The 24,909-nt window shown below is 62.6% G+C and carries 24 protein-coding genes and 1 pseudogene; 2 read left to right on the forward strand and 23 right to left on the reverse strand.

Going from position 1 to position 24,909, the window contains the following annotated elements; all coding sequences use genetic code 11:
- Window positions 1-22 precede the first annotated feature (22 nt).
- The 15 genes and pseudogenes from glpK to CK224_RS01355 form a co-directional block, all read right to left on the reverse strand.
- Window positions 23-1,516: a glycerol kinase GlpK gene (gene glpK / locus CK224_RS01285; protein ID WP_095780552.1), complete on the reverse strand. Its 1,494-nt coding sequence runs from the start codon at window positions 1,514-1,516 to the stop codon at window positions 23-25.
- A gap of 90 nt (window positions 1,517-1,606) precedes the next feature.
- Window positions 1,607-3,337: an ABC transporter substrate-binding protein gene (locus CK224_RS01290; protein WP_066992542.1), complete on the reverse strand. Its 1,731-nt coding sequence runs from the start codon at window positions 3,335-3,337 to the stop codon at window positions 1,607-1,609.
- 77 nt (window positions 3,338-3,414) lie between these two features.
- Window positions 3,415-3,702 (reverse strand): DUF2160 domain-containing protein, encoded by a 288-nt coding sequence (locus CK224_RS01295; protein ID WP_095780553.1) that lies wholly within the window; start codon window positions 3,700-3,702, stop codon window positions 3,415-3,417.
- 3 nt (window positions 3,703-3,705) lie between these two features.
- A complete protein-coding gene (locus CK224_RS01300; protein ID WP_066992537.1) occupies window positions 3,706-4,614 on the reverse strand; it encodes a carbohydrate ABC transporter permease in 909 nt (302 codons plus the stop codon).
- Window position 4,615: 1 nt separating this feature from the next.
- Window positions 4,616-5,482, reverse strand: a complete 867-nt coding sequence (locus tag CK224_RS01305) for a sugar ABC transporter permease (protein WP_066992534.1) — start codon at window positions 5,480-5,482, stop codon at window positions 4,616-4,618.
- Complete coding sequence (locus CK224_RS01310; RefSeq protein ID WP_095780554.1) at window positions 5,483-6,550, reverse strand: ABC transporter ATP-binding protein; 1,068 nt, start codon at window positions 6,548-6,550, stop codon at window positions 5,483-5,485. It lies immediately after the preceding gene.
- Between the two features lie 10 nt (window positions 6,551-6,560).
- Complete coding sequence (locus tag CK224_RS01315) at window positions 6,561-7,640, reverse strand: ABC transporter ATP-binding protein (protein WP_095780887.1); 1,080 nt, start codon at window positions 7,638-7,640, stop codon at window positions 6,561-6,563.
- A gap of 37 nt (window positions 7,641-7,677) precedes the next feature.
- Window positions 7,678-9,204: a glycerol-3-phosphate dehydrogenase gene (gene glpD, locus CK224_RS01320; protein ID WP_095777753.1), complete on the reverse strand. Its 1,527-nt coding sequence runs from the start codon at window positions 9,202-9,204 to the stop codon at window positions 7,678-7,680.
- Window positions 9,205-9,330: 126 nt separating this feature from the next.
- Window positions 9,331-10,098 (reverse strand): DeoR/GlpR family DNA-binding transcription regulator, encoded by a 768-nt coding sequence (locus CK224_RS01325; protein ID WP_066992523.1) that lies wholly within the window; start codon window positions 10,096-10,098, stop codon window positions 9,331-9,333.
- Window positions 10,099-10,209: 111 nt separating this feature from the next.
- Window positions 10,210-11,637, reverse strand: coding sequence for a pyridoxal-dependent decarboxylase (locus tag CK224_RS01330; protein WP_066992520.1), 1,428 nt, complete (start codon window positions 11,635-11,637; stop codon window positions 10,210-10,212).
- Between the two features lie 89 nt (window positions 11,638-11,726).
- Entirely contained in the window at window positions 11,727-12,458 is a 732-nt protein-coding gene (locus CK224_RS01335) for a peptidase (protein ID WP_066992517.1), read from the reverse strand.
- A 30-nt stretch (window positions 12,459-12,488) separates the two neighbouring features.
- A pseudogene (locus tag CK224_RS01340) lies at window positions 12,489-13,283 on the reverse strand (transglutaminase family protein).
- A gap of 20 nt (window positions 13,284-13,303) precedes the next feature.
- A complete protein-coding gene (locus CK224_RS01345) occupies window positions 13,304-14,245 on the reverse strand; it encodes an alpha-E domain-containing protein (protein WP_066992511.1) in 942 nt (313 codons plus the stop codon).
- Between the two features lie 171 nt (window positions 14,246-14,416).
- The gene (locus CK224_RS01350; protein ID WP_066992507.1) at window positions 14,417-15,829 is read right to left on the reverse strand and encodes a circularly permuted type 2 ATP-grasp protein; all 1,413 of its coding nucleotides are present in this window, start codon (window positions 15,827-15,829) and stop codon (window positions 14,417-14,419) included.
- Between the two features lie 168 nt (window positions 15,830-15,997).
- Complete coding sequence (locus tag CK224_RS01355; protein ID WP_066992504.1) at window positions 15,998-16,234, reverse strand: Lrp/AsnC ligand binding domain-containing protein; 237 nt, start codon at window positions 16,232-16,234, stop codon at window positions 15,998-16,000.
- A 283-nt stretch (window positions 16,235-16,517) separates the two neighbouring features.
- Here CK224_RS01355 and CK224_RS01360 point away from each other — a divergent pair, with 283 nt between their 5' ends.
- Window positions 16,518-16,937: a DUF4864 domain-containing protein gene (locus CK224_RS01360; RefSeq protein ID WP_066992501.1), complete on the forward strand. Its 420-nt coding sequence runs from the start codon at window positions 16,518-16,520 to the stop codon at window positions 16,935-16,937.
- 6 nt (window positions 16,938-16,943) lie between these two features.
- On the opposite strand, the gene tgt is transcribed toward CK224_RS01360, so the two are convergent.
- From tgt to coaD, 7 genes are all read right to left on the reverse strand, one after another.
- Window positions 16,944-18,074 (reverse strand): tRNA guanosine(34) transglycosylase Tgt, encoded by a 1,131-nt coding sequence (gene tgt, locus CK224_RS01365; RefSeq protein ID WP_095780555.1) that lies wholly within the window; start codon window positions 18,072-18,074, stop codon window positions 16,944-16,946.
- Window positions 18,067-18,336, reverse strand: a complete 270-nt coding sequence (locus CK224_RS01370) for a hypothetical protein (RefSeq protein WP_095780556.1) — start codon at window positions 18,334-18,336, stop codon at window positions 18,067-18,069. The genes tgt and CK224_RS01370 overlap by 8 nt, the downstream gene beginning before the upstream one ends.
- A complete protein-coding gene (queA, locus tag CK224_RS01375; RefSeq protein ID WP_095780557.1) occupies window positions 18,326-19,414 on the reverse strand; it encodes a tRNA preQ1(34) S-adenosylmethionine ribosyltransferase-isomerase QueA in 1,089 nt (362 codons plus the stop codon). Before queA ends, CK224_RS01370 begins: the two co-directional genes overlap by 11 nt.
- Complete coding sequence (locus tag CK224_RS01380) at window positions 19,414-19,863, reverse strand: DMT family transporter (RefSeq protein WP_095780558.1); 450 nt, start codon at window positions 19,861-19,863, stop codon at window positions 19,414-19,416. Before CK224_RS01380 ends, queA begins: the two co-directional genes overlap by 1 nt.
- Window positions 19,864-19,874: 11 nt before the next feature.
- Complete coding sequence (locus tag CK224_RS01385; protein WP_066992487.1) at window positions 19,875-20,387, reverse strand: peptidylprolyl isomerase; 513 nt, start codon at window positions 20,385-20,387, stop codon at window positions 19,875-19,877.
- A gap of 31 nt (window positions 20,388-20,418) precedes the next feature.
- Entirely contained in the window at window positions 20,419-20,916 is a 498-nt protein-coding gene (locus tag CK224_RS01390) for a peptidylprolyl isomerase (RefSeq protein WP_245425716.1), read from the reverse strand.
- A gap of 167 nt (window positions 20,917-21,083) precedes the next feature.
- Window positions 21,084-21,584 (reverse strand): pantetheine-phosphate adenylyltransferase, encoded by a 501-nt coding sequence (coaD, locus tag CK224_RS01395; protein ID WP_095780560.1) that lies wholly within the window; start codon window positions 21,582-21,584, stop codon window positions 21,084-21,086.
- Between the two features lie 193 nt (window positions 21,585-21,777).
- Between coaD and CK224_RS01400 the strand changes: the two genes are divergently transcribed.
- Window positions 21,778-21,930: a hypothetical protein gene (locus tag CK224_RS01400; protein WP_082953674.1), complete on the forward strand. Its 153-nt coding sequence runs from the start codon at window positions 21,778-21,780 to the stop codon at window positions 21,928-21,930.
- 49 nt (window positions 21,931-21,979) lie between these two features.
- Here the strand turns inward: CK224_RS01400 and gyrA are convergent, their stop codons facing one another.
- Complete coding sequence (gyrA, locus tag CK224_RS01405; protein ID WP_095780561.1) at window positions 21,980-24,775, reverse strand: DNA gyrase subunit A; 2,796 nt, start codon at window positions 24,773-24,775, stop codon at window positions 21,980-21,982.
- Window positions 24,776-24,909: the final 134 nt, after the last annotated feature.

A 24,909-nucleotide genomic window follows, 5' to 3' on the forward strand; every position in this document is an offset into this window, starting at 1 on the left:
CTTGCCGTGTCTCCCGCGCGCCTCATTGCACGCTCAGCGTCCTGCGCACTGCGTCGCGCCAGCCACTCAGCTTGGCGGAACGGGTGGCGGCGTCCATATCCGGTTTGAAGCGCTTATCGAGCGCCCAGGTCTTGGCAAACTCCTTTGCCTTCGGCCACACGCCGGCTTTGGATCCGGCAAGCCAGGCGGCACCCAGCGCGGTCGTTTCCAGGATCGTCGGCCGATCGACCGGCGCGTCGAGGATGTCGGCCAACCTCTGCATGGTCCAATCCGATGCGACCATGCCGCCGTCGACCCGCAGCACGGTCTTGGCGGAAGCGCCCTTCCAATCCTTGCGCATGGCGTCGAGCAGGTCCCGCGTCTGGAAGGCGACGGATTCGAGCGCCGCGCGCGCGAACTCGGCCGGGCCTGAATTGCGCGTCAGGCCCAAGATCGCGCCGCGGGCATCCGCGTCCCAGTGCGGCGCGCCCAGGCCGACAAAGGCCGGCACCAGATAGACTTGTTGCGCCGGATCGGCGGTCGCCGCCAGCGAGCCGCTCTGCTCGGCCTTGCCGATCACCTTGATGCCGTCGCGCAGCCATTGCACGGCGGCACCCGCAATGAAGATCGAGCCCTCCAGCGCATAGGTGGTCTTGCCGTTCAACCGATAGGCGATGGTGGTCAAGAGCCGGTTCTTCGAGCGCACCAGATCGGCGCCGGTGTTCAGCAGCGCGAAGCAGCCGGTGCCGTAGGTGGACTTCATCATGCCCGGCTCGAAACAGGCCTGGCCGATGGTCGCTGCGTGCTGGTCGCCGGCGACCCCGAGAATCCTCATCTCGGCGCCGAAAAGGCTCTTTTCTGTGACACCGAAATCATCGGCGCAGTCCTTCACCTGCGGCAGGACCGCGGCCGGTATGTTCAGGATGGACAGCAGCTCGTCGTCCCAGACATTCTTCTCGATGTTGTAGACCAGCGTGCGCGAGGCGTTGGTGGCATCGGTGGCGTGTACCTTGCCGCCGGTCAGGCGCCAGATGAGAAAACTGTCGATCGTGCCGGCGAGCAATTCGCCCTTCTCGGCGCGCTTTCTCGCGCCCTTCACCTTGTCCAGCATCCAGGCGATCTTGGTGCCGGAGAAATAGGGATCGAGCAGCAGCCCGGTCTTTTTCGTGAACGTCTTCTCCAGCCCTTGCTTCTTGAGCTTCTGGCAAAGCGGCGCGGTTCGTCTGTCCTGCCACACAATCGCGTTGTGGATCGGTTTTCCCGTCGCCTTGTCCCAGATGACCACCGTCTCGCGCTGGTTGGTGATGCCGATCGCGGCCATATCCGATGCTGCGCAACCGGCAGCCTTCAGCGCCGCCTTCAGTGTCGCGAGCACGCTTGCCCAAATGTCTTCCGGGTCATGCTCGACCCAGCCGGAAGCCGGATAATGCTGCGTGAATTCCTGCTGGCCCGTGCCGGCGACTTTCATTTCGCTGTCGAAGACGATCGCCCTGGTCGAGGTCGTTCCCTGGTCGATGGCCAGCACAAAACCGCTCATTCCGTCCCTCCACTTCTCATGCAACAGGGGAGACGGCCAAGCCGCCTCCCCTGCGTTTCCTACACAGGCTCGCGGGCCTGCGTCATGCAGTTACTGCTGCTGCCAGCTCTTCACCAACTCGTCGTAGTTGATGGTGATCGGCTTTTCCTTTTCGTTCTCGATCTTCAACTGCGGCGCAAGGTTGCCCTTCGAGACCGCGTCCTTGTTCCAGTATTCGAGATCATGCTCTTCGGCCATCTTCGGGCCGATATCGCCCTGGACGCCCGACTTTTCGATGCGGCTCATGACCTTTTCCTGCTCGGCGCAAAGCGAGTCCATCGCTTCCTGCGCGGTCTTGGCGCCCGACGACGCATCGCCGATCGCCTGCCACCAGAGCTGAGCGAGCTTCGGATAGTCAGGCACGTTGGTGCCGGTCGGCGACCACTGGACGCGGGCCGGCGATCGGTAGAACTCGATCAGGCCGCCGAGCTTCGGAGCACGCTCGGTGAAGCTCTTGTCGTGGATCGTGCTCTCGCGGATGAAGGTCAGGCCGACATGGCTCTTCTTCACGTCGACGGTCTTTGAGGTGACGAACTGGGCGTAAAGCCAGGCGGCCTTGGCGCGGTCGGTCGGCGTCGACTTCATCAACGTCCAGGAACCCACGTCCTGGTAGCCGAGCTTCATGCCGTCCTTCCAGTAGACGCCGTGCGGCGACGGCGCCATGCGCCACTTCGGCGTGCCGTCGTCGTTCAGCACCGCCTTGGCGCTGGCGTCGACCATCGAGGCGGTGAAAGCAGTGTACCAGAAGATCTGCTGGGCCACCCCACCCTGCGCCGGAACCGGGCCGGATTCGGAGAAGGTCATGCCCTGCGCTTCGGCCGGAGCGTAGGCCTTCAGCCAGTCGAGGTATTTCTGGATCGAGTAGACGGCAGCCGGACCATTCGTGTCGCCGCCGCGCGCGGTGCAGGAGCCCACGGGCCGCGAATTCTCGTCGACCTTGATGCCCCATTCGTCGACCGGCAGGCCGTTCGGAATGCCCTTGTCGCCGTTGCCGGCCATGGACAGCCAGGCGTCGGTGAACCGCCAGCCGAGCGATGGGTCCTTCTTGCCGTAGTCCATGTGGCCGTAGACCTTCTTGCCATCGATCTCGCGGCCGGTGAAGAACGCGGCGATGTCCTCATAGGCCGACCAGTTGACGGGAACGCCGAGGTCGTAGCCGTACTTGGCCTTGAAGTCGGCCTTGTTCTTCTCGTCGTTGAACCAGTCGTAGCGGAACCAGTAGAGGTTCGCGAACTGCTGGTCCGGCAGTTGATAGAGCTTCTTGTCGGGCGCCGTCGTGAACGAGGTGCCGATGAAGTCCTTCAGGTCGAGATTCGGATTGGTGACGTCCTTGCCGTCGCCTTCCATCCAGTCGGTCAGGTTGCGCACCTGCTGGTAGCGCCAGTGCGTGCCGATCAGGTCGGAGTCGTTGACCCAGCCGTCATAGAGGTTCTGACCGGTCTGCATCTGGGTCTGGATCTTCTCGACGACGTCACCTTCCTGGATCGTGTCGTGGGTGACCTTGATGCCAGTGATGGCCGAGAAGGCCGGCGCCAGCACCTGCGATTCATAGGAATGGGTGGCGATGGTTTCCGACACGACCTTGATGTCCATGCCGGCAAACGGCTTGGCTGCGTCGATGAACCACTGCATTTCCTTTTCCTGATCGGCGCGCGAAAGCGTCGACAGATCACCTATCTCCTTGTCGAGAAAGGCTTTTGCCTCGTCCATACCGGCATAGGCGTTACCTACGCCCAGCAATAGTGCAATGGCTGTCGTTGATGTAAAAATTTGCCGTCGCATGTGTTTCCTCCAGTCTTAGGTTGCAAGTGCGATCTGGAGCGGCCGCCGGCACGCGGCCGCTCCAACTATTTCCCCCTCTATACGTATCGGAATACGCCGATCGCGTAGACCACGGAGAGAGCGAGAGCCCACCACAGGTTGGGTCCAACGAGACCCAGCCAAGCGAGATGGATAAAGGCGCTGCCGAGCAGCGACAGGAAGAGGCGGTCGCCGCGCGTCGTTTCGAAGCGCAGGATCCCAACGCGCGGGTTGCCGCCCGGCGAGGCATATTCCCAGGCCGCCATGCCGAACAGCAGCAGCAATACGGTTCCGAAGAAAGCCGCCGTCGGCAACGTCCACGCCATCCAGGAGAAGTCGAGGTTCATCGATCACACCCTCCCCAGGGCGAAGCCCTTGGCGATATAGTTGCGCACAAACCAGATCACCAGCGCGCCGGGGATCAGCGTCAGCACGCCGGCTGCGGCGAGCAGCCCCCAGTCCATGCCGGCGGCCGAGACGGTGCGGGTCATGGTGGCCGCGATCGGCTTGGCGTCGGTCGTCGTCAGCGTGCGGGCGATCAAAAGCTCCACCCAAGAGAACATGAAGCAGAAGAAGCAGGCGACGCCGATGCCGCTCGCGATCAGTGGCATGAAGATCTTTACGAAGAAGCGCGGGAAGGAATAGCCGTCGATATAGGCGGTCTCGTCGATCTCCTTCGGCACCCCGGACATGAAGCCTTCCAGGATCCATACCGCCAGCGGCACGTTGAACAGGCAGTGCGCCAGCGCCACGGCGATATGGGTGTCGATCAGGCCGAAGGCCGAATAGAGCTGGAAGAACGGCAGGGCAAACACCGCCGGCGGCGCCATGCGGTTCGTCAACAGCCAGAAGAACAGGTGCTTGTCGCCGAGGAAGCGGTAGCGCGAGAAGGCGTAGGCCGCGGGCAGCGCCACGGCCACCGAGATCACCATGTTCATCACCACATAGGTGATCGAATTGATGTAGCCCGAATACCAGGACGCATCGGTGAAGATGGTGCGGTAATTTGCCAGCGTCGGATTGTGCGGGAACAGCGTCAGCGACGACACGATCTCCGCATTGGTCTTGAAGCTCATGTTGATGAGCCAATAGATCGGCAGCAGCAGCACGACGATGTAGAGCGTCGGCACAATCCACCACCAGCGCGATTCCTCGCCCCGGCGCCGCATCAGCTTCGCCACCTCGTCCTGCGAAAGGGTGCTGCCTACCTCGGTGACCGCCGCTTCGCTTACGCGTGTCGTCTCGTTTGCGCTCGCCATCTCAGCGCTCCGCGTCGTAGTTGGTCATCACGGTGTAGAACACCCACGACAACAACAGGATGATCAGGAAATAGACCAGCGACATGGCCGCCGCCGGACCGAGATCGAACTGACCGAGCGCCATCTTGACGAGGTCGATCGACAGGAAGGTGGTCGAATTGCCGGGACCGCCGCCGGTGACGACGAAGGGCTCGGTATAGATCATGAAGGAGTCCATGAAGCGCAGCAGCACCGCGATCAGCAGCACGCGCTGCATCTTCGGCAGTTGGATGTAGCGGAACACCGCCCACCGCGAGGCGCCGTCGATCTTGGCCGCCTGGTAGAAGGCGTCAGGGATTGAAACCAGGCCGGCATAGCAGAGCAGCACGACCAGGCTCGTCCAGTGCCAGACGTCCATGATGATGACGGTGACCCACGCGTCGATCGGATCCTGGACATAGTTGTAGTCGATGCCGAATGCGTTGACGTAGTAGCCGAGCAGGCCAATGTCGTTGCGGCCGAACACCTGCCAGATCGTGCCGACAACGTTCCATGGGATGAGCAGCGGCAGCGCCATCAGCACCAGGCAGACCGGCACGCCCCAGCCCTTCTTCGGCATGTTGAGCGCTATGAAGATGCCGAGCGGCACCTCGATCGCCAGGATGATGAAGGAGAAGATCAGGTTGCGCGCCATCGCTTCCCAGAAGCGGTCGGACGCCAGCAACTCCTCGAACCACTCGGTGCCGGCCCAGAAGAAGACATTGTTGCCGAACGTGTCCTGCACCGAATAGTTGACGACGGTCATCAGCGGAATGACGGCGGAGAAGGCCACCAGCACCAACACCGGCAGGACGAGGAACCAGGCTTTGTTGTTCCAGGTCTTTTCCATCTACGCCCCCATCTCGACGCGCCATGAATCGGCATAGATGTTGATGCCGGCCGGATCGAAGCGGACCCGGGGTTCGGCCGGCACTTCATCGTCCTCGCCGATGACGGCGGCGATCTCTTTGCCCTCGAGATTGGCGCGAACCACCTTATGGCGGCCAACATCCTCGACCTTGCTGACTGACACCGCCATGCCTTCGCGGCCGAGCCGGACATACTCGGGACGGATGCCGAGCTCGACGAGACCGGCTTCGGCCTTGGGTGCGCCCGGCAGTTCGATGCGCTGCGAACCGAGCAAAGCCGTCCTGCCTTCGAGCGCAACCGGAAGCACATTCATGCCAGGCGAACCGATGAAATAGCCGACGAAGGTGTGGCGCGGCCGCTCGAACAGCTCGGCCGGCGTGCCGATCTGCACGATCTCGCCGTCATACATGACCACGACGCGATCGGCGAAAGTCAGCGCTTCGGTCTGGTCGTGCGTGACGTAGACCATGGTGTAGCCGAAGCGGCGATGCAGTTGCTTCAGCTGCGAACGCAGCACCCATTTCATATGCGGATCGATGACGGTGAGCGGCTCGTCAAACAGGATGGCGTTGACGTCCGAGCGCACCAGTCCTCGACCGAGCGAGATCTTCTGCTTCTGGTCGGCGGTCAGCCGGCGCGCCTTCCGGTTCGCCATCGAGGCGAGATCGATCATGTCGAGCGTCTCGCGCACCTTGCGGTCGACATCGGCCTCCGGCACGCGGCGGTTGCGCAGCGGAAAGGCCAGATTGTCGTAGACGGTCATGGTGTCGTAGATGACCGGGAATTGGAACACCTGGGCGATATTGCGCTCCTGCGTCGACAGATTGGTCACGTTCCGGCCGTTGAACAGGAGCTGGCCGTGCGAGGGATGGAGCAGCCCCGAGATGATGTTGAGCAAGGTGGTCTTGCCGCAGCCGGACGGCCCGAGCAGCGCATAGGCGCCGCCGTCCTCGAAGGTGTGATGCACCTCCTTCAGCGCGAAATCCGAATCCTCCTTTGGATTAGTCAGGTAGGAGTGGCGGATGTGGTTGACGTCGATGCGTGCCATCGCTTCCTCCTCAGGCCGCCAGCTTCGACGCCGTCACCGCACGGCCGTTCTGGTCGAAGACCATGATGTGGCGCGGGTCGATGAACACCTCGACCTCGTCGTCGGTCTCGAAATCGAGAATGCCGTGCGCGAGCATCACCCAGCGCGCATCGGCGAAGTCGAGATGGACGAAGCTTTCCGAGCCGGTGATCTCGGTGATGGTGACCTTGGCCCGCACCGGCACGGCGCCGGCGTTGGGACGCTCGAGCGACAAATGGTGCGGCTGGAAGCCGATCGTGTAGCTGGCATCCGGAATGCCGAGCAGTTCCGGCGGCACCGGCAGCTTGACGCCGCCTTCGAGAAGGAAATCCGATCCCTTCTTGGCGAGAACAATGGTGTTGAGCGGAGGGTCGGCGAAGGTCCGCGCCGTCACCAGGTCGACCGGCTTGCGGAACACCTCGACGGTTGGGCCGAACTGCGTGACGCGGCCTTCCGAAAGCGTTGCCGTGTTGCCGCCGAGCAAAAGCGCCTCGTGCGGCTCGGTCGTGGCATAGACGAAGATGGTGCCCGCCGCGGCGAAAATCTTCGGCAATTCGGCGCGCAACTCTTCACGCAGCTTGTAGTCGAGATTGGCGAGCGGCTCGTCGAGCAGCACCAGGCTGGCGTTCTTGACGATGGCGCGGGCGAGCGCCGTGCGCTGCTGCTGGCCGCCCGAGAGGTTGAGCGGCGTGCGGTCGAGATAGGGCGTGAGCTTGAGAAGTGCCGCAGCGTTGCGGACCTCCTTGTCGATCCTGGCCTGTTCGATGCCGGCAACCCGAAGCGGCGAGGCGATGTTCTCGTACACCGTCATCGCCGGATAGTTGATGAATTGCTGGTAGACCATGGCGACGTTGCGCTTCTGCACCGGCTGTCCGGTGACGTCCTTGCCGTCGAACCACACGGAGCCCGAAGTTGGCGCGTCGAGCCCGGCCATCAGCCGCATCAGGCTGGTCTTGCCGGAAAGCGTCGGCCCGAGCAGGACATTCAGCGAGCCGTGCTGAAGCGTCAGCGACACGTCGCGGATATGCTCCTGCGCGCCGACCGTCTTCGTCACGTTCCTCAGTTCCAGCATCACGCCTCCTCCCAGGCCTTGCGCATCCGCTCGATCCTCATTCCGCCGCGGCGACATGGCGGCTGCTCAACCCGCGCATGAATTCTTCCAATGCCGCCGTCTGCTCGCGGCTGAAATGCAGGCCGCGTTTGGTCCTGCGCCACAGCACGTCCTCGGCGGTGATCGCCCACTCGTTCTCGACCAGGTAGCGCACCTCGGCTTCGTAGAGGTCCGCACCGAAATTGCGGCCGAGATCGGCATTCGACTTGGCGAGGCCAAGCAGCTTCTCCGCGCACGTGCCGTAAAGCCGGGTCAACCTGCGTGCCAGCCGTTGGTCGAGGAACGGATAGGCGTTCTTGAGCCTCGATACCTGCGCGTCGAACCCGGTCGCCGGAAAATCGCCGCCGGGCAGCGGCGCGTTGGCGGTCCATGGCTTGCCGCGCTTGCCGAGAAAGCCTTCGATCTTCTCCAGCATCGATTCCGCCAGCCGGCGGAACGTGGTAATCTTGCCGCCGAAGGCGTTGAGCAAGGGGGCAGCACCCTCCCCGCCATCGGCCTTCAGCACATAGTCGCGCGTCGCCTCCTGCGCCTTCGAGGCGCCGTCGTCATAAAGCGGGCGCACCGCCGAATAGGTCCAGACGATGTCCGAACGCTTGACCGGCTGGGCGAAATATTCGCTCGCGGCGGCGCAAAGATAGTCGATCTCGGCATCGCTGATCTTCACCTCATGCGGATCGCCCGGAAAGTCGCGGTCGGTGGTGCCGATCAGCGTGAACTCTTCCTCGTAAGGAATGGCGAAGATGATGCGCCCGTCCTTGTTCTGAAAGAAATAGGCGCGCGGATCGTTGAACTTCTTGCCGATGACGATGTGGCTGCCCTGCACCAGCCGAACATTGTGCACATCGTTCTGGCCGACCGATTTTGCCAGCACCTGATCCACCCAGGGCCCGGCGGCGTTGACGAGAAGACGGGCGCGGACTTCCTCGGTCTCGCCGGTCAGCACGTTCTGGATCTTGATCGTCCACAGCGCGCTCTCGCGGCGCGCGCTGACCACCTTGGTGCGAGTGCGGATGACGGCGCCGCGGTCGGCCGCGTCGCGGGCATTGAGCGCCACCAGGCGGGCATCGTTGACCCAGCCGTCCGAATATTCGAACGCCTTGCGGAACAGCGGCTTCAGCGGCTTGCCGGCCGGATCGGTGGCCATGTCCAGCGTCTTGGTCGCCGGCAGCAGCTTGCGCCCGCCGATATGGTCGTAAAGGAAAAGGCCGAGCCGGATCAGCCAGGCCGGACGCAGGCCCTTGGCGTAGGGCAGCACGAAGCGCATCGGCCAGATGATATGCGGCGCGTTCTTCCACAGAACCTCGCGCTCCATCAGCGCTTCGCGCACCAGCCGGAATTCGTAGAACTCGAGATAGCGCAACCCGCCATGGATCAGTTTAGTCGAGCCGGAGGAAGTCCCGCTGGCGAGATCGTTCATCTCGGCGAGGTATACGGAAAATCCACGGCCAACGGCGTCGCGGGCGATGCCGCAGCCATTGATGCCGCCGCCTATGACAAAAATGTCATGGATCGGAGATGCGTCCACAGGGTTCCTCCACGATTTCGCATTGCACCATTTTTGTGTTTCGCGAAACCGTGGCGGGATTATTTCGAACTCGATCCGAATGTCAAACGAAATATCACAGATGCGTGAGATGTCCGTGAAGAGACTCTATCCGAGCGCTGTCTCGATCAAACGAACCTCCGTTTCCTCGCAAATCCGGCGCACCGAAGGAATGTCGCAACGGTCGGTGATGAAGGTGTTCACCTGCGACAGGTGACCAATGCGAACCGGCGCCGTGCGCTCGAATTTTGTCCGGTCGGAGACGAGAATCACATGACGCGCATTGGCGATGATGGCCTGCGCCACTTTCACTTCGCGAAAGTCGAAGTCGAGCAGCGCGCCGTCATGGTCGATGGCCGAGGCGCCGATGACGGCGTAGTCGACTTTGAACTGGCGAATGAAATCCACCGCGGCCTCACCGACGACGCCGCCGTCGGAGCCGCGTACAACGCCGCCGGCGATCACCACCTCGATCGAAGGATAGATCCGCATCCTATTGGCAACGTTGATGTTATTGGTGATGACCATAAGCCCGTTATGGTCGAGAAGCGCCTTCGAGACGGCTTCCGTCGTGGTGCCTATATTGATGAACAGCGAGGCGTTGTCGGGAATGAGCCTGGCCGCGGCGCGGCCGATCGCTTCCTTCTCATCGGCAGCGATTTTGCGCCGCGCCTCGTATTCCATGTTCTCGATGCCGGACGGGAACAGCGCCCCGCCATGGATGCGCGTCAGCAACCGCTGGTCACAGAGGTCGTTGAGGTCCTTGCGGATGGTCTGCGGCGTCACGCTGAAATGTGTCGCCAGGTCGTCGACCAGCACCCGGCCGTTGTCCTTCGCCATCTGGATGATCTCGGCGTGGCGTGGCGAAAGGAACATCCGCTACCCTTCATTTTCGTTTTTTCCGTCTATATCGGAAAACGAAAGTGATGGAAAGGGGCAAGCCGGCTAACGAACTTCACCTTCTCGCAAAGGCAAACCGGTCCGCAATCAGTTTGTCGCCTCAAGGGTAAGCCGACGCGCAATCTCTGTGACGACATCGAAGGCCGCATCAATATCGCCGGCCGTGGTCTCGAACTGTCCCGCCTGAAAGCGGATCGCCACCCGACCATCGACGCGCGTTTGCGTCAGATAGATGCGTCCGTCCGTGTTGATGGCATCGACGAGACGCAAATTGTGCTCGTCTGGATCGGCACCCTGAGGGGCGCGATGGCGGAACGAGAACAGCGACAGCATCGGCTCGGTGACGAGCTCGAAATCCGCTTCCCCGACCAGCCGTGCGGCAAGGCCCTCGCTCCAGGCTATATGGTTTCGGATCATCTTGCGCAATCCTTCCAGCCCGTGGGCGCGCAGCAGGAACCAGAGTTTCAGCGCACGGAAGCGGCGGCCGAGCGGCACCGACCATTCCGAATAATTGATGATGCCGTCATGACCTCCGGTCTTGAGATAGTCCGGCTTGATGGCCAGCGTGCGCACAAGGTCTTCCGGTTGGCTGACGAACTGGATCGAGCAGTCGAATTGCGCGCCGAGCCATTTGTGAGGATTGAAGACGATGGAATCGGCGCTCTCGACACCGGCCCAGAAATGCCGGTACTCCGGGCAGATCATTGCCGACCCGGCCCAGGCCGCATCGACGTGCAGGTAAAGGCCGTGCCGCTTCGCCACAGCCGCTACGGCAGCGATGTCATCGGTGCCGCCGGTGCTGGTGCCGCCGACGCAGGCGATAATGCCCGCCGGCAGCAGGCCGGCCTCGCGATCGGCGATAATTGCCGCCTCGAGCGCCGGCGTGTCCATCGCGCGAAAACGACCGGTTACCGGGATACGGATGAGATTCTCCTCGCCGATGCCGGCGACCCAGATCGCTCGGTCGATCGAGGTGTGAACCTGGTTGGAGCAATAGACACGCAGCTTCGCCTGGCCGGCGAGACCTTGTCTGTTTCCCTGCCAGTCAAGCGCCCGCTCGCGTATGGTGAGCACCGCGGCAAGCGTCGCCGACGAAGCCGAATCCTGAATGACACCGGAGAATCCTTCGGGCAGGCCCAGCGCCTGGCGCATCCAGTCGACGATACGCGTCTCGAGCTCTGTCGCCGCCGGCGAGGTCTGCCACAGCATGCACTGCGCGGCCATCGCCGAGACGAGATACTCGGCCACCACCGAGACCGGCGCCGCATTGGCCGGGAAATAGGCGAAGAAGCGCGGATGCTGCCAATGCGTCATCCCGGGCACGATCTTCGTTTCGAAATCGGCGAAGATTTTTTCCATCGGCTCGGCCGTCTCGGGCGGCGACTCTTCGATGCTCCTGAATATGTCGCCGGGCGCGATCGCCGGCCGCACCGGACGATCGCGCAGGCTGGACCGGTAGTCCACGCCCCAATCCGCGGCTCGCCTCGACCAATCGCGGAATTCTTTCTTGTCCATGTATCCTCTCAGCAGCCGCCGGACCTTGATCGGCCCGCCACTTCGACCATGTTAAATATAATGAGGCAACCGCTTCGTAGGCGAACGCCCTAGCCGGGAAAATCGGGCAGGCTGGCGAAGGCCGCCTTTAGCGCGTTGGACCAGCCATCCGATATCGTTCGGTAATATTGGTCGTCATGACCGATCCGCTTCTTCAGGCCGACCTTGAAAGCATCCAGTTCCAGGAAGAGCAGGTCGAGCGGCAGGCCGACCGACAGGTTCGACTTCAGCGTCGAGTCGAAGGAGACCAACAGCAGCTTCACCGTCTCGGCCAGGCTCATCGTACGGTCATAGGCACGGATGATGATCGGCTTGCCGTATTTGGTCTCGCCGATCTGGAAGAATGGCGTGTCGTCGGTCGACTCGATGAAATTGCCCTCGGGATAGATCATGAACAGCCGGGGTTGGCTGCCCTTGATTTGGCCGCCGAGGATGAAGGAGGCGTTGAAATAGGAATCCGCCTGATCGCCGGCCGGCGAAGAGTGTGCGATCACCTCTTTCACCGTCTCGCCGACCAGCCGCACCGTCTGGTACATTGACGGGGTCTCGAGCAGCTTCTCGTGACGGTCGCCGGCCGCCTTGTTGCGCTCGTCCAGCAGGCTGACCACGGCTTGCGTCGTGGCAAGATTGCCTGCAGACATCAGCACGATGACGCGCTCGCCAGGCTCTTCCCAGACATGCATTTTCCTGAAGGTCGAAATCGAATCCATGCCGGCATTGGTGCGCGTGTCCGACATGAACACGAGTCCACGATCGATCTTGAGGCCGACGCAATAGGTCATGGTCGCTCTTCTGGTGAATCTTGGCAGAGACTACTGCTCTACCGTGACGGTGACGGCAAGCTTCTCTTCCGCTTGCCCCAGCAGTATTCCCGACACAGGCGAGGCATCGCTATAGTCCCGACCCGCCGCCACTCTTACATAGCGTTCGTCGGGAGAGATACCGTTGGCGGGATCAAAGGCAACCCATCCCAGGCCCGGCACATGCGCTTCTGCCCAGGCATGGCTTGCCGCCTGCTCGACCGAGGCATCCATCATCAGATAGCCGCTGATATAGCGCGCGGGGAAGCCCATCACGCGCGCCACGGCGGTGAAGATGTGGCTGTGATCCTGGCAGACACCGGCCTTCAGCGTTAGCGCTTCTTCCGCCGGCGTCACGGCGCTGGTCGTCCCGGGCTAATAGGCGACGCGCTCCCGGATCGCGCCCATCAGCTTGTGCAGCCTGTCGATATCCGTCCCCTCCCCGACCGAAGCGGCCAGGTCGCGAATGCCGTCGCCGACGGTCGTAAGCGGCGTTTGCTGGCTGAACAGCCAGAGCGGCGCGAAACCATGATGCGCACCGGACACACCGGCGGTGTCGCGCGTCGTCACCTCGCCCGCCGCCTCGACTATGATGGTGTGCTGGCCGCCCTCGGCGCTCACCAACTGCGTGTCATTGCCGAAATGGTCCGTGAAGCGAACCTCCTCTCGCGCGCCGTCGATTTTGATCACCCAGGACGCAACCGTCTGAGTCGATCCGCTAACCGGCATCAGGCGCAGCCGCTGCAACAGGTACTGCACCGGTGCATCGTAGCGGTACTCGGTCCGGTGTGTGATCTTGAGCCGCATGGCGCCTGTCTCTCCAGCGCTCAGTAGAACCGGTAGTCCAAGGCGATCTCATCCCCCAGCCTGGTGTTGTCACGAATGAATTCCGCCAGGAATTCATGCAGGCCGTGGTCGAAAATATCCTTGATCGACCCTTTCTTCAGCATCGTCTGAATTTTCTCGGCGGTGGCGTGGCAGGCATGGCGCTCGCCATAGTCGTCGGCGAGGAATCTCAGATGCTCGCCCAGGAAGCGATAGCAGAAGGTCAGCGAGCGCGGCATGCGGACATTGAGGATCAGATAGTCGGCGATGTTGGTCGGCTTGTAGTCCGCGTCATACACCCACCGGTAGGAGCGGTGCGCCGACACCGAGCGCAGGATCGATTCCCATTGATAATTGTCGAGTGTCGAGCCCACCCAGGAGATCGACGGCAAGAGCACATAATATTTCACGTCGAGGATGCGGGCCGTGTTGTCGGCGCGCTCCACATAGGTGCCGAGCTGCGAGAAGTCGAAGATCTCGTTGCGCAGCATCGTGCCGTAGAACGAGCCGCGGATCAGCGCCGTCTCGCGCTTGATCGCGTCGAGCACCGTCGGCAGATCGCGCTCGTCGATCGGCCGTGCCAGCATCCGCTTCAGCGACATCCAGGCCTCGTTGATGCTCTCCCAGGTCTCGCGCGTCAGCGCTGTGCGCACCATGCGCGCATTGTTGCGCGCCGTCTCGATCGAGGCCATCGTACTCGACGGATTCGAAGTGTCGCGCAGCAGGAAATCCGAGACGTTGGCGACGGTGTAGTCCTGGTATTTCTGCGAGAAGGCCAGGTCGGAACCGGCGCTGAGCAGGACGGAGTTCCATTCCTCCGACGCGTTCTGCGTGCGCGTCAGCGCCATGCGCAGGCCGGCATCGACCAGGCGCGCCATGTTTTCGGCCCGCTCTATATAGCGGTTCATCCAGTAGAGACCGTTGGCGGTGCGGCCGAGAAGCATGAAAGCGGCCCTTCGGGCTAGTGAATAGTGGATAGTGATTGGTGAATAGTGAAGGGTGAATGGTCCAGCAATCGCGCTCGACCGCGCGTCATGTTCTTAGCCTGAATCAATCCGGGCACTAGAGTGTCTCCATTTCACTAGTCGCTAGTCACTAGTCACTATTCACTCGCCTCAATCGTCCAACACCCACGTATCCTTCGTCCCACCGCCTTGCGAGGAATTGACCACAAGCGACCCCTCCTTGAGCGCGACGCGAGTCAGGCCGCCCGGGACGATCTGGATACGATCCGAAACCAGCACATAAGGCCTGAGATCGACATGACGCGGCGACAGCCCCTTCTCGGTCAGGATCGGGCATGTCGACAGCGCGAGCGTCGGCTGGGCGATGTAGTTGCCGGGTTTGGCCTGCAGCTTCTTGGCGAACGCCTCGCATTCCTTCTTGGTCGCCGCGGGGCCGACCAGCATGCCGTAGCCGCCGGAGCCGTGCACTTCCTTGATGACAAGCTCGCCGATGTGCTCCAGCACATATTTCAGGCTGTCGGGCTCCGAGCAGCGCCAGGTCGGGATGTTGCCGAGGATCGCCTTGCGGCCGGTGTAGAACTCGACGATCTCGGGCATGTAGGAATAGATCGCCTTGTCGTCGGCAATGCCGGTGCCCGGCGCGTTAGCGATGGTGATGTTGCCGGCCCGATAGACATCCATGATGCCCGGCACGCCGAGCGCGGAATCCGGCCGGAAGGTCAGCGGATCGAGGAAGGCGTCGTCCACGCGCCGGTAAAGCACGTCGATCTGCTTGTAGCCTTCGGTGGTGCGCATCGTGACATGGCCGTCGACCACGCGCAGATCCTGTCCTTCGACCAGTTGCACGCCCATCTGGTCGGCGAGGAAGGCGTGCTCGAAATAGGCGGAGTTGTAGCTGCCCGGCGTCAGCACCGCGATGGTCGGCGCGCCCTTTGCGCTCTGCGGCCGCACCGCCGCCAGCGACTGGCGCAGCAGTTGCGGATAGTTCTCGACCGGCCGCACCTTGATCTGCTGGAACAGCTCCGGGAAGAGCTGCATCATCGTCTCGCGGTTCTCCAGCATGTAGGAGACGCCCGACGGCGTGCGGGCATTGTCCTCGAGCACGTAGAATTCGTTCTCGCTGATGCGCACGATGTCGACGCCGATGATATGGGTGTAGACGCCGGCCGGCGGTCTCACACCGATCATCTCCGGCAGGAACGCTTCATTCTTCGCCACCAGCTCCTTGGGAACGCGCCCGGCGCGCAGGATTTCCTGGCGGTGGTAGATATCGTCGAGAAAGGCGTTGAGCGCCTGCACGCGCTGCTCGATGCCCTGCGTCAGCCGGCGCCATTCCTGGCCCGAAATGATGCGCGGGACGATGTCGAAGGGGATCAGCCGTTCGGAAGCTTCCTGCTCGCCATAGACGGCGAAGGTGATGCCGGTCTTGCGGAAGACGCGTTCGGCGTCCTCCATTTTCTGGGTGAGCCTGGCCGGGTCCTGTTCCTTCAGCCAGCGATCATAAGCCTGATATGGTCTTCTCAATCCGGAGACTTCCGGAAGCATTTCGTCGAACGCTGCCAATCGCGTACTCCCCTCTGAAGCCATTTCACTGGCCCGGCTGGAGAAAATCAAGCGCAATCGATGATTTGGGCGGCGCTGGCGGCCGTCCTATGCAAATTGCCTACGATTAGGGCAGCGGGAGCGACGCCGGGTCAGTTCATGCCCGGTGAGCGGGCATCAAACGGCAAATCAGAACGCCCGGAAAGTGACGATGGTGAAGGTGTCCTTGATTCCAGGCAGGATCTGCACCCGTTCATTGATGAAGTGGCCGATGTCTTCCTCGTCGTCGACATAGAATTTTGCGAGCAGGTCGTAATTGCCGGCGGTCGAATAGATTTCGGAGGCGATCTCGGCATCGGCGAGCGCGCTGGCGACCTCATAGGCTTTGCCCAGATCGCACTTTATCTGCACGAAAAATGCCTTCATTTCCCGGTCCTGCCAGTCTTCGCGAATGAGCGGCCCTTGTGGCAGACTGGCGACGGGCTTTCAAGCATCAGGCTGCACGCGCCTTGGCGGCGCCGCTTGCCGCAACTTCGCGATCGGCATGCCACACCGGCCCAGGGACGCCACCAAGGACAGTTCGGGACCACCTCAGGTCAGGTCCTAGCGGAGGCATCCGTGCGGGCAAGAAATCTGCGAAACGGTGAAACCACGGCACGCCGGCCAGCGTATGTTAATTGTCTATCCACGCGAATTCTGGAGACAGGCCATGCGCCGCGTATTGTTCGCACTCGCTCTCGTTCCGATGGTTCTCGCATCCATGGCCTTCGCCGGTGACGCCGAGATCAAAGCGGCGCAAACAGTCATCGACAGCCAGCTCAAGGCCTTTCTCGCCGATGACGGCGCCACCGCCTACAGCTTCGCCGCGCCAAATGTGAAGCGGATCTTCCCGACCGTCGACACCTTCATGAACATGGTGACCAACGGCTATGCGCCGGTGCGCAGGCCGCAGAACTATTCCTTCGGCAAGGTGGAGCAGACCGGGCCGGCCTCGATCGTCCAGCAGGTGCTGATCGTCGGGCCCGACGGCAAGGACTATGAGGCGGTGTACACGCTCGAACAGCAGCCCGACGGCAGCTTTAAGATCACCGGCTGCAGCCTGCGCGCCGCGACTTCGGTGAGCACATAAAAGCGTTCATAGCGCCGGCAGATCGCCCCTCGCCCAGCATTCCGAAATCTCGGCAGCGCGCGTCTCGAAGGCTTTTGCCTCGATCGCGGCGCGGATGTCCTGCATCAGCTTCTGGTAGTAGGACAGGTTGTTCCAGGTGAGCAGCATTGCGCCGAGCGACTCCTGCGAGCGCACGAGATGATGGAGATAGGCGCGCGAATAGTCGCGCGCGGCCGGGCAGTCGCTTTCCTCGTCCAGCGGACGCGGATCGTCGGCATGGCGGGCGTTGCGCAGGTTGATCTTGCCGCGGCGCGTATAGGCCAGACCATGGCGGCCGGCGCGCGTCGGCATCACGCAGTCGAACATGTCGATGCCGCATGCCACGGATTTCAAGATGTCGTCCGGGGTGCCGACACCCATCAGGTAGCGCGGCCTGTCGGCCGGCAGTTCCGGGCAGGTTATGTCCAGCATCTCCAGCATCACCGCCTGCGGCTCGCCGACCGCCAGCCCACCGACGGCATAGCCTTTGAGGTCCATCGCCGCCAGCGCCTGCGCCGAACGCACGCGCATCACAGCACTGTCGCCGCCCTGCACGATGCCGAACATCGCCTTGCCCGGCTGATCGCCGAACGCCGCCTTGCAGCGTTCGGCCCAGCGCAGCGACAGTTCCATGGCGCGCTCGATTTCCTTCGGCTTGGCGGGAAGCGCCGTACACTCGTCGAGCTGCATCTGGATATCGGAATCGAGCAGCCCCTGGATTTCGATCGACCGCTCCGGCGACATCTCGTAGCGCGCACCGTCGATATGCGAGCGGAAGGTGACGCCCGTTTCGCTAAGCTTCCTCAGCTTCGACAACGACATTACCTGGAAGCCGCCGCTATCGGTCAGGATCGGGTGCGGCCAGCGCGCGAATTCATGCAGGCCGCCGAGCTTCGCCACACGCTCGGCGCCTGGCCTGAGCATCAAATGATAGGTGTTGCCGAGGATGATGTCGGCGCCGACGCCGCGCACCTGATCCATATACATGGCCTTGACGGTGCCGCCGGTGCCGACCGGCATGAAGGCCGGCGTGCGGATCTCGCCGCGCGGCATGCTGATGAGGCCGCGCCTCGCATTACCGTCGGTGGCGAGCAGCTTGAAAGAGAAAGTCTCAGCCATCGAATTCCTTGTCGTGCACCGGGGCGCCGGGTGCCTGCTCGTCGAGCGACTGCCGGTAGCGGATGCAGCCGCGCATGAATTTCGGCCACGGCGGCACGGCGATCGCCGGCTCGGTCTTCTCCGGCAGCAGGTCCCAGAGGTCGGGATGATGCCAGCAGAGATCATGGCCGGTCGCATCGCGATGCGCGCGGATACCGGCGCGCAGCTTTGTCACTTCCGCGATGAGCGCCTCGCGGTCCATTCTCTCTAGATCATCGTCCATCGCTCGTCTCCGCTCGGTAAAGCAGGCTGGAGTCCCCGTAGGAGTAGAACCTGTAGCGGCTCTCGATGGCATGCGCATAGGCCGAACGCATCGCGTCCAGTCCGCTGAAGGCCGAGACCAGCATGAACAGCGTCGAGCGCGGCAGGTGGAAATTGGTCATCAGCATGTCAGCTGTCTTGAAGCGGTAGCCGGGGGTGATGAAGATATCGGTCGGCCCGGACCAGGCCTCGATCCTGCCGTCCTCACGCGCGGCACTTTCCAGAAGGCGCAGCGAGGTCGTGCCGACGGAGACAAGCCGCCCTCCCCGCGCCCTTGCAGCGTTGAGCGCGTCTGCCGTTTCTTGGCTCACCAAGCCCGTTTCCGCGTGCATCTTATGGTCGGCGGTGTCGTCGGCCTTAACCGGCAAAAAAGTGCCGGCGCCGACATGCAGCGTGACGAAACGCCGCTCGATGCCCTTGGCTTCGAGCGCTGCAAACAACTCCGGCGTGAAATGCAGGCCGGCGGTGGGGGCCGCGACCGCGCCCTCTTCCCTGGCATAGATGGTCTGGTAGTCGCTGCGGTCGCGCTCGTCGTCATCTCGCTTCGAGGCGATGTATGGCGGCAATGGGATATGGCCTACGGCGTGCATTGCCTCGTCGAGAAAGACGCCCGAGAGGTCGAAGCCGAGCAACACCTCGCCCGCCTCGCCTTTCTCGATCACCGTCGCGTCGAGCTGGCCGAGAAAGCAGGAATTCTGGTCGTGGCCGAAATGAATGCGGTCGCCGACGGCGATGCGCTTGCCGGGCCGCATGAAGGCCCGCCAGCGGTCCGGCGCGAGCCGCATATGCAGCGTGGCCTCGACCTGCGCCATCGCTTCGCCACGCTTGCGGATGCCTTTCAGCTGGGCCGGAATGACCTTGGTATCGTTGAATACCAGCACGTCGCCTTCTCTCAGCAGCGACGGCAGATCGCTGACGGTGCGGTCGCGCAGCGTTTCGCCCGGTTTGACCACCAATAGCTTGGCGCTGTCACGCGGATCCGCCGGGCGCAGCGCAATGCGCTCCTCCGGCAACTCGAAGTCGAAAAGATCGACGCGCATCAGTAGAGCCGGATGAGCAGCGCTCCAACGAGCAGCAACACGGCGCCGGCCACGCGGCCAAGCGAGACCTCGCGCACGGCAACACCAAGGAAGCCTGCACGGTCGACCAGCATGCCGGCGATCAGTTGGCCGGCGACCAGGAAGGCCATCAGCGCCGCCGCGCCGATGCGCGGCGTGAGAATGGTGGAGAGCGTGACGTAGAATCCGCCGAGCATGCCGCCGGCGACGAACAGCCAGGGTGCCGGCGCCTTCCAGTCGAGCGAGAGGCCCTGCAGCTTCACCACGGCGACCGCGATGATACCGAGAACGACGGCGCCCGACAGGAACGAGAAAGCGGCGGCCGCGACCGGAAGGCCGAGGCCGCGCGCCAATTGCGAGTTGATCGGCGCCTGGATGGCGATGAAGGCGCCGGACAGGATGCCGAGCAGGGACCAGACTGCGCCCATCATCGTTCTATGCCTTACTTGACGTCGGCCGCGACCTTCAGCGACACGATCTTGTCGGGATCCTGCACCGGCTCGCCGCGCTTGATCTTGTCGACATTCTCCATGCCTTCGATGACCTGGCCCCAGACCGTGTACTGGCGATTGAGGAAGGAGGCATCGTCGAAGCAGATGAAGAACTGCGAGTTCGCCGAGTTCGGGTTCTGCGCCCGCGCCATCGAGCAGGTGCCGCGGCCGTGATTGGCGTTGGAGAATTCGGCCTTGAGGTCCGGCTTGTCGGAGCCGCCCATGCCGGCGCGCGACGGGGCGAAGGTCGGCTTCGAGGAGTTGCCGAACTTGACGTCGCCGGTCTGCGCCATGAAGCCGTCGATGACACGGTGGAACACCACGCCGTCATAGGCGCCCTCGCGCGCCAGTTCCTTGATGCGCGCGACGTGACCGGGCGCAAGGTCCGGATACATTTCGATGACGACCTCGCCCTTGGTCGTTTCCATGATGAGCGCGTTCTCGCGGTCCTTGATCTCAGCCATTGTCAGAAAATCCTTTTTGAAAATCGAGCAGTTACTTGTTGTCGGCAGCGATGCGGACTTTGATCATGCGGTCCGGGTCCTTGACCGTGCCGTTGTCCGCCTCATCGCCCTTCTTGATCTTGTCCACCAGATCCATGCCGCTCTCCACCTTGCCGACAATGGTGTACTGCCCGTCGAGGTTCGGCGCGGGCGCGAACATGATGAAGAACTGGGAATTGGCCGAGTTCGGGTCCTGTGAGCGGGCCATGCCGACCACGCCGCGGGTGAATTGCTCGGTCTGCGAGAACTCGGCAGGCAGATCGGGAAGGTCGGATCCGCCCGTGCCGACAGCCTCGGGATTGAAACCCTTCTTCATGTTGCCGAACTTGACGTCGCCGGTCTGGGCCATGAAGCCGTCGATGACGCGATGGAAGGCGACATTGTCATAGGCGCCCTCGCGCACCAGCTTCTTGATCTGCGCCACATGCTTCGGCGCCAGATCGGAACGCAGCGCGACGGTCACGTCACCGTCCTTCAGCGTGATGATCATGGTGTTTTCCTTGTCGGCTGCCGAGGCCGGCAAGGACGCCGCCAAAACGCCGGCAAGCACGACAAGCAACGAAGCAAGCTTTTTCAGCTGCATGAGGTTCTCCGAAAGTCTTTGTTTGGGTGCATCTCGTTGCCCCAAAACCGGGATCCACCTTTGGGCGACATGCACTATTTCGCGAATTTGGCAGTGAGGGCGCCTGCGACCGCCGCCGGCACGAACGGGCGGATGTCGCCGCCCATCGACGCAATCTGGCGGACAAGTGTGGCGGTAATGGTGCGCACAGACGGGCTGGCCGGCAGGAAAACCGTCTGCAGCTCCGGCGCCATGGTCTCGTTCATGCCCGCCATCTGCATCTCATAGTCGAGATCGGTGCCGTCGCGCAGGCCGCGGATGATGATCGAGGCGCCATGCTTCCTGGCGGCGTCGATGACCAGCCCATCGAAGGAGACGACCTTGATGCGGTCGCTGTCGCGGCCGAATTCCGCCTTGGTCGCGGCCTCGATCAGCTTCACGCGTTCCTCGAAGGAAAACAGCGGCGTCTTGCCGGGATGAATGCCGATTGCAGCGTAGACGGTGTCGGCCACTGCAAGCGAAGCCTTCAACACGTCGAGGTGACCATTGGTCAGCGGGTCGAAGGAGCCGGCGTAAAGGGCGGTGCGTTCGGTCATGGCAGGCTTCTAGCGAGCCTCTCCGACAAAGGCAAATCCCATTGCTGCGCCCGGTCGTGAACCTTTTCACGGACGTCAACGACAGACGAATGCGACAATCACGAACGCTTCACGCAGCATTCACCAGCTTGCCGCTTCAGGAGATGAAACCAAAGCACCATCTTTATCGTTGTGATCGCAGGAGAACACGCAAATGCTGATCTACATGCTTGCCACTGCAATGACCATCGTGATGCTGATCGCCACCGCATTCGGGTTGCACCAGGAAGCGGCGCGGGTGCGCATCAAGACCAACACCAAGCGGCTCGATGGCTTCGTAGGCCGCAACCTGTACCACCGCCGCTGACTTCCAGCCATGATCGCACCGGCCCAAGGGCCGGTGGCGCGCAGTAAGGCTATTCGGGATTTCCCTCGCCCGAATCTTCTGCAGTGTCGGCTTCACCCGAAGGCGCTTCCTCGGCTTCCTCGTCCGACTGCGGCTCCGAAATCCGCTCGACCGACACCACCTTCTCACCTTCGGCGGTGTTGAAGATGGTCACCCCCTTGGTGGCACGGCTGGCGAAGCGGATGCCATCGATGGGCACGCGGATGACGGTCCCGCCATCCGATACCAGCATGATCTGATCGTCGTTGCCGACCGGGAAGGTCGCGACCAGCCGGCCGATCTCGGCCACTTTCGAGACATCCGTGGCGCGGATGCCCTTGCCGCCGCGACCCGTCAGGCGGAAATCATAGGACGAGGAACGCTTGCCGTAGCCGTATTCGGTCACCGTCAGCACAAGCTGCTCGTGCATCTTGAGGAATTCGTAGCGCTCGTCGGAAAGCTCGGCTTCCTCGCCGATCTCCTCATTGGTCAGCGCGATCTCTTCCTCCTCGGCTGCAGCGCCGGCGGCAAGCCGACGCTCGGATGCCGCACGCTTGAGATAGGCCGCGCGCTCAGCCGGTGAAGCATCGACATGTTCGATCACCGACATCGAGATCACGCGGTCGGTTTCGGCCATGGCGATGCCGCGCACGCCGACGGAATTGCGGCTCTGGAAGACGCGCACATCGGAGACCGAGAAGCGGATGCACTGGCCGGAATTCGCCGTCAGCAGCACGTCGTCACTGTCCGTGCAGGTCTCGACGCCGAGGATCTCGTCGCCTTCTTCCTCCAGCTTCATAGCGATCTTGCCGTTGCGGTTGACCTGGACGAAGTCGGACAGTTTGTTGCGTCGCACGGTGCCGCGCGTGGTTGCGAACATCACGTCGAGCTCGCCCCAGCTCGTCTCGTCCTCCGGCAGCGGCATGATGGTGGTGATGCGCTCGCCCTGCTCGAGCGGCAGCATGTTGATCAGCGCCTTGCCGCGCGACTGTGGGTTGCCGACCGGCAGGCGCCAGACCTTTTCCTTGTAGACGATGCCGCGCGAGGAGAAGAACAGCACCGGCGTATGCGTGTTGGCGACGAATAGCCGGGTGACGAAATCCTCTTCCTTGGTCGACATGCCGGAGCGGCCCTTGCCGCCGCGACGCTGCGCCCGGTAGAGCGACAGCGGCACGCGCTTGATGTAGCCGGAATGGCTGACCGTGACGACCATGTCCTCGCGCTGGATCAGGTCTTCGTCTTCCATGTCCGCCCCGCCCTCGGCGAGTTCCGTGCGGCGCGGCGTGCCGAACTCGTCGCGGACGGCGATCAGCTCATCCTTGACGATCTGCTGGATGCGCGCGCGAGAAGACAAGATGTCAAGGTAATCAAGGATTTCAGCGCCGATCTTGTTCAACTCGTCGGCGATCTCGTCGCGGCCGAGCGCGGTCAGGCGCTGCAGGCGCAGGTCGAGGATGGCGCGGGCCTGCTCCTCGGATAGATTGTAGGTGCCGTCCTCGTTGATGCGGTGGCGCGGATCATCGATCAGCTGGATCAGCGGAGCGACGTCGTGCGATGGCCAGCGCCGTTCCATCAACTGCTCGCGCGCCGTCTGCGGATCTGGCGCGGTGCGGATCAGCTTGATCACCTCATCGATGTTGGCGACGGCGATGGCGAGACCGACCAGCACATGGGCGCGCTCGCGCGCCTTGCGCAGAAGATATTTCGTGCGCCGGCTGATAACCTCCTCGCGGAAGCCGACAAAGGCCTTCAGCATGTCGATCAGCGTCAGCACTTCCGGCTTGCCGCCGTTCAGCGCGACCATATTGGCGCCGAACGAGGTCTGCAGCGGCGTGAAGCGGTAAAGCTGGTTCAAAATGACGTCGGCGACGGCCTCGCGCTTGAGCTCGACGACGACACGGTAGCCCTGGCGGTCGCTCTCGTCGCGGATGTCGGAGATGCCCTCGATGCGCTTTTCGCGCACGAGTTCGGCCATCTTCTCGATCATCGCCGCCTTGTTCACCTGATAGGGAATCTCGGTGATGATGATCGATTCACGGTCGTTGCCGCGCGCCTCGATGTTGACGCGGCCGCGCATGACGATCGAGCCGCGGCCCGTCGAATAGGCATTGTAGATGCCGGAGCGGCCAAGCACGATGCCGCCGGTCGGGAAATCCGGACCGGGCACGATCTCCATCAGCGCAGGCAGGTCGATCGCCGGATTGTCGATGATGGCGATGGCGCCGTTGCAGACTTCGGCCAGATTGTGCGGCGGGATGTTGGTGGCCATGCCGACAGCGATGCCGCCCGAGCCGTTGACGAGCAGGTTCGGGAAGCGGGCCGGCAGCACCTTGGGCTCGGTGGCGGAGGCGTCGTAAGTGTCCTGGAAATCGACGGTTTCCTTGTCAATGTCCTCCAGCAGCTCATGCGCAACCTTGGTCAGCCGGGACTCGGTGTAGCGCATCGCCGCCGGTGGGTCGCCGTCGATCGAGCCGAAATTGCCCTGACCGTCGATCAGGGGCACGCGCAGCGACCAATCCTGGGCCATGCGCACCAGCGCGTCATAGATCGAGGCATCGCCATGCGGATGGTATTTACCCATCACGTCGGCGACCGGGCGCGCCGACTTCACATATTTGCGGTTCCAGTGGTAGCCGCTCTCATGCGAGGCATAGAGGATGCGGCGGTGCACCGGCTTCAGGCCGTCGCGCACGTCGGGCAGCGCCCGACTGACGATCACGCTCATGGCGTAATCGAGATAGGAGCGCTGCATCTCCTCGATGATCGAAATCGGCTCGATGCCGGTGGGGCCGCCCTCCGGCCCGCGCGGTGTCTTCTGGTCGGTCAAATCAGGTCACAATCCAGTCGGGAATCACTCGCCGCTTATATAGGAAGCCGGGCTGAAACTCCAATGGCTACGACACTTTTCCAAAGACAATTTCGGCGGCAATTTCAAATGGATACCGCTGATTGCGACGATAT

Origin of the sequence: Mesorhizobium sp. WSM3862 (assembly GCF_002294985.1) — a bacterium.
In the GTDB taxonomy this organism is placed as follows: Bacteria; Pseudomonadota; Alphaproteobacteria; order Rhizobiales; family Rhizobiaceae; genus Mesorhizobium.

Coding starts and splice junctions, on each gene's coding strand:
- glpK (WP_095780552.1), bottom strand. CDS start 1,516: ATGAGCGGTTTTGTGCTGGCCATCGACCAGGGAACGACCTCGACCAGG.
- CK224_RS01290 (WP_066992542.1), bottom strand. CDS start 3,337: ATGCGACGGCAAATTTTTACATCAACGACAGCCATTGCACTATTGCTG.
- CK224_RS01295 (WP_095780553.1), bottom strand. CDS start 3,702: ATGAACCTCGACTTCTCCTGGATGGCGTGGACGTTGCCGACGGCGGCT.
- CK224_RS01300 (WP_066992537.1), bottom strand. CDS start 4,614: ATGGCGAGCGCAAACGAGACGACACGCGTAAGCGAAGCGGCGGTCACC.
- CK224_RS01305 (WP_066992534.1), bottom strand. CDS start 5,482: ATGGAAAAGACCTGGAACAACAAAGCCTGGTTCCTCGTCCTGCCGGTG.
- CK224_RS01310 (WP_095780554.1), bottom strand. CDS start 6,550: ATGGCACGCATCGACGTCAACCACATCCGCCACTCCTACCTGACTAAT.
- CK224_RS01315 (WP_095780887.1), bottom strand. CDS start 7,640: ATGCTGGAACTGAGGAACGTGACGAAGACGGTCGGCGCGCAGGAGCAT.
- CK224_RS01325 (WP_066992523.1), bottom strand. CDS start 10,098: ATGTTCCTTTCGCCACGCCACGCCGAGATCATCCAGATGGCGAAGGAC.
- CK224_RS01330 (WP_066992520.1), bottom strand. CDS start 11,637: ATGGACAAGAAAGAATTCCGCGATTGGTCGAGGCGAGCCGCGGATTGG.
- CK224_RS01335 (WP_066992517.1), bottom strand. CDS start 12,458: ATGACCTATTGCGTCGGCCTCAAGATCGATCGTGGACTCGTGTTCATG.
- CK224_RS01345 (WP_066992511.1), bottom strand. CDS start 14,245: ATGCTTCTCGGCCGCACCGCCAACGGTCTCTACTGGATGAACCGCTAT.
- CK224_RS01355 (WP_066992504.1), bottom strand. CDS start 16,234: ATGAAGGCATTTTTCGTGCAGATAAAGTGCGATCTGGGCAAAGCCTAT.
- CK224_RS01360 (WP_066992501.1), top strand. CDS start 16,518: ATGCGCCGCGTATTGTTCGCACTCGCTCTCGTTCCGATGGTTCTCGCA.
- tgt (WP_095780555.1), bottom strand. CDS start 18,074: ATGGCTGAGACTTTCTCTTTCAAGCTGCTCGCCACCGACGGTAATGCG.
- CK224_RS01370 (WP_095780556.1), bottom strand. CDS start 18,336: ATGGACGATGATCTAGAGAGAATGGACCGCGAGGCGCTCATCGCGGAA.
- queA (WP_095780557.1), bottom strand. CDS start 19,414: ATGCGCGTCGATCTTTTCGACTTCGAGTTGCCGGAGGAGCGCATTGCG.
- CK224_RS01380 (WP_095780558.1), bottom strand. CDS start 19,863: ATGATGGGCGCAGTCTGGTCCCTGCTCGGCATCCTGTCCGGCGCCTTC.
- CK224_RS01385 (WP_066992487.1), bottom strand. CDS start 20,387: ATGGCTGAGATCAAGGACCGCGAGAACGCGCTCATCATGGAAACGACC.
- CK224_RS01390 (WP_245425716.1), bottom strand. CDS start 20,916: ATGATCATCACGCTGAAGGACGGTGACGTGACCGTCGCGCTGCGTTCC.
- coaD (WP_095780560.1), bottom strand. CDS start 21,584: ATGACCGAACGCACCGCCCTTTACGCCGGCTCCTTCGACCCGCTGACC.
- CK224_RS01400 (WP_082953674.1), top strand. CDS start 21,778: ATGCTGATCTACATGCTTGCCACTGCAATGACCATCGTGATGCTGATC.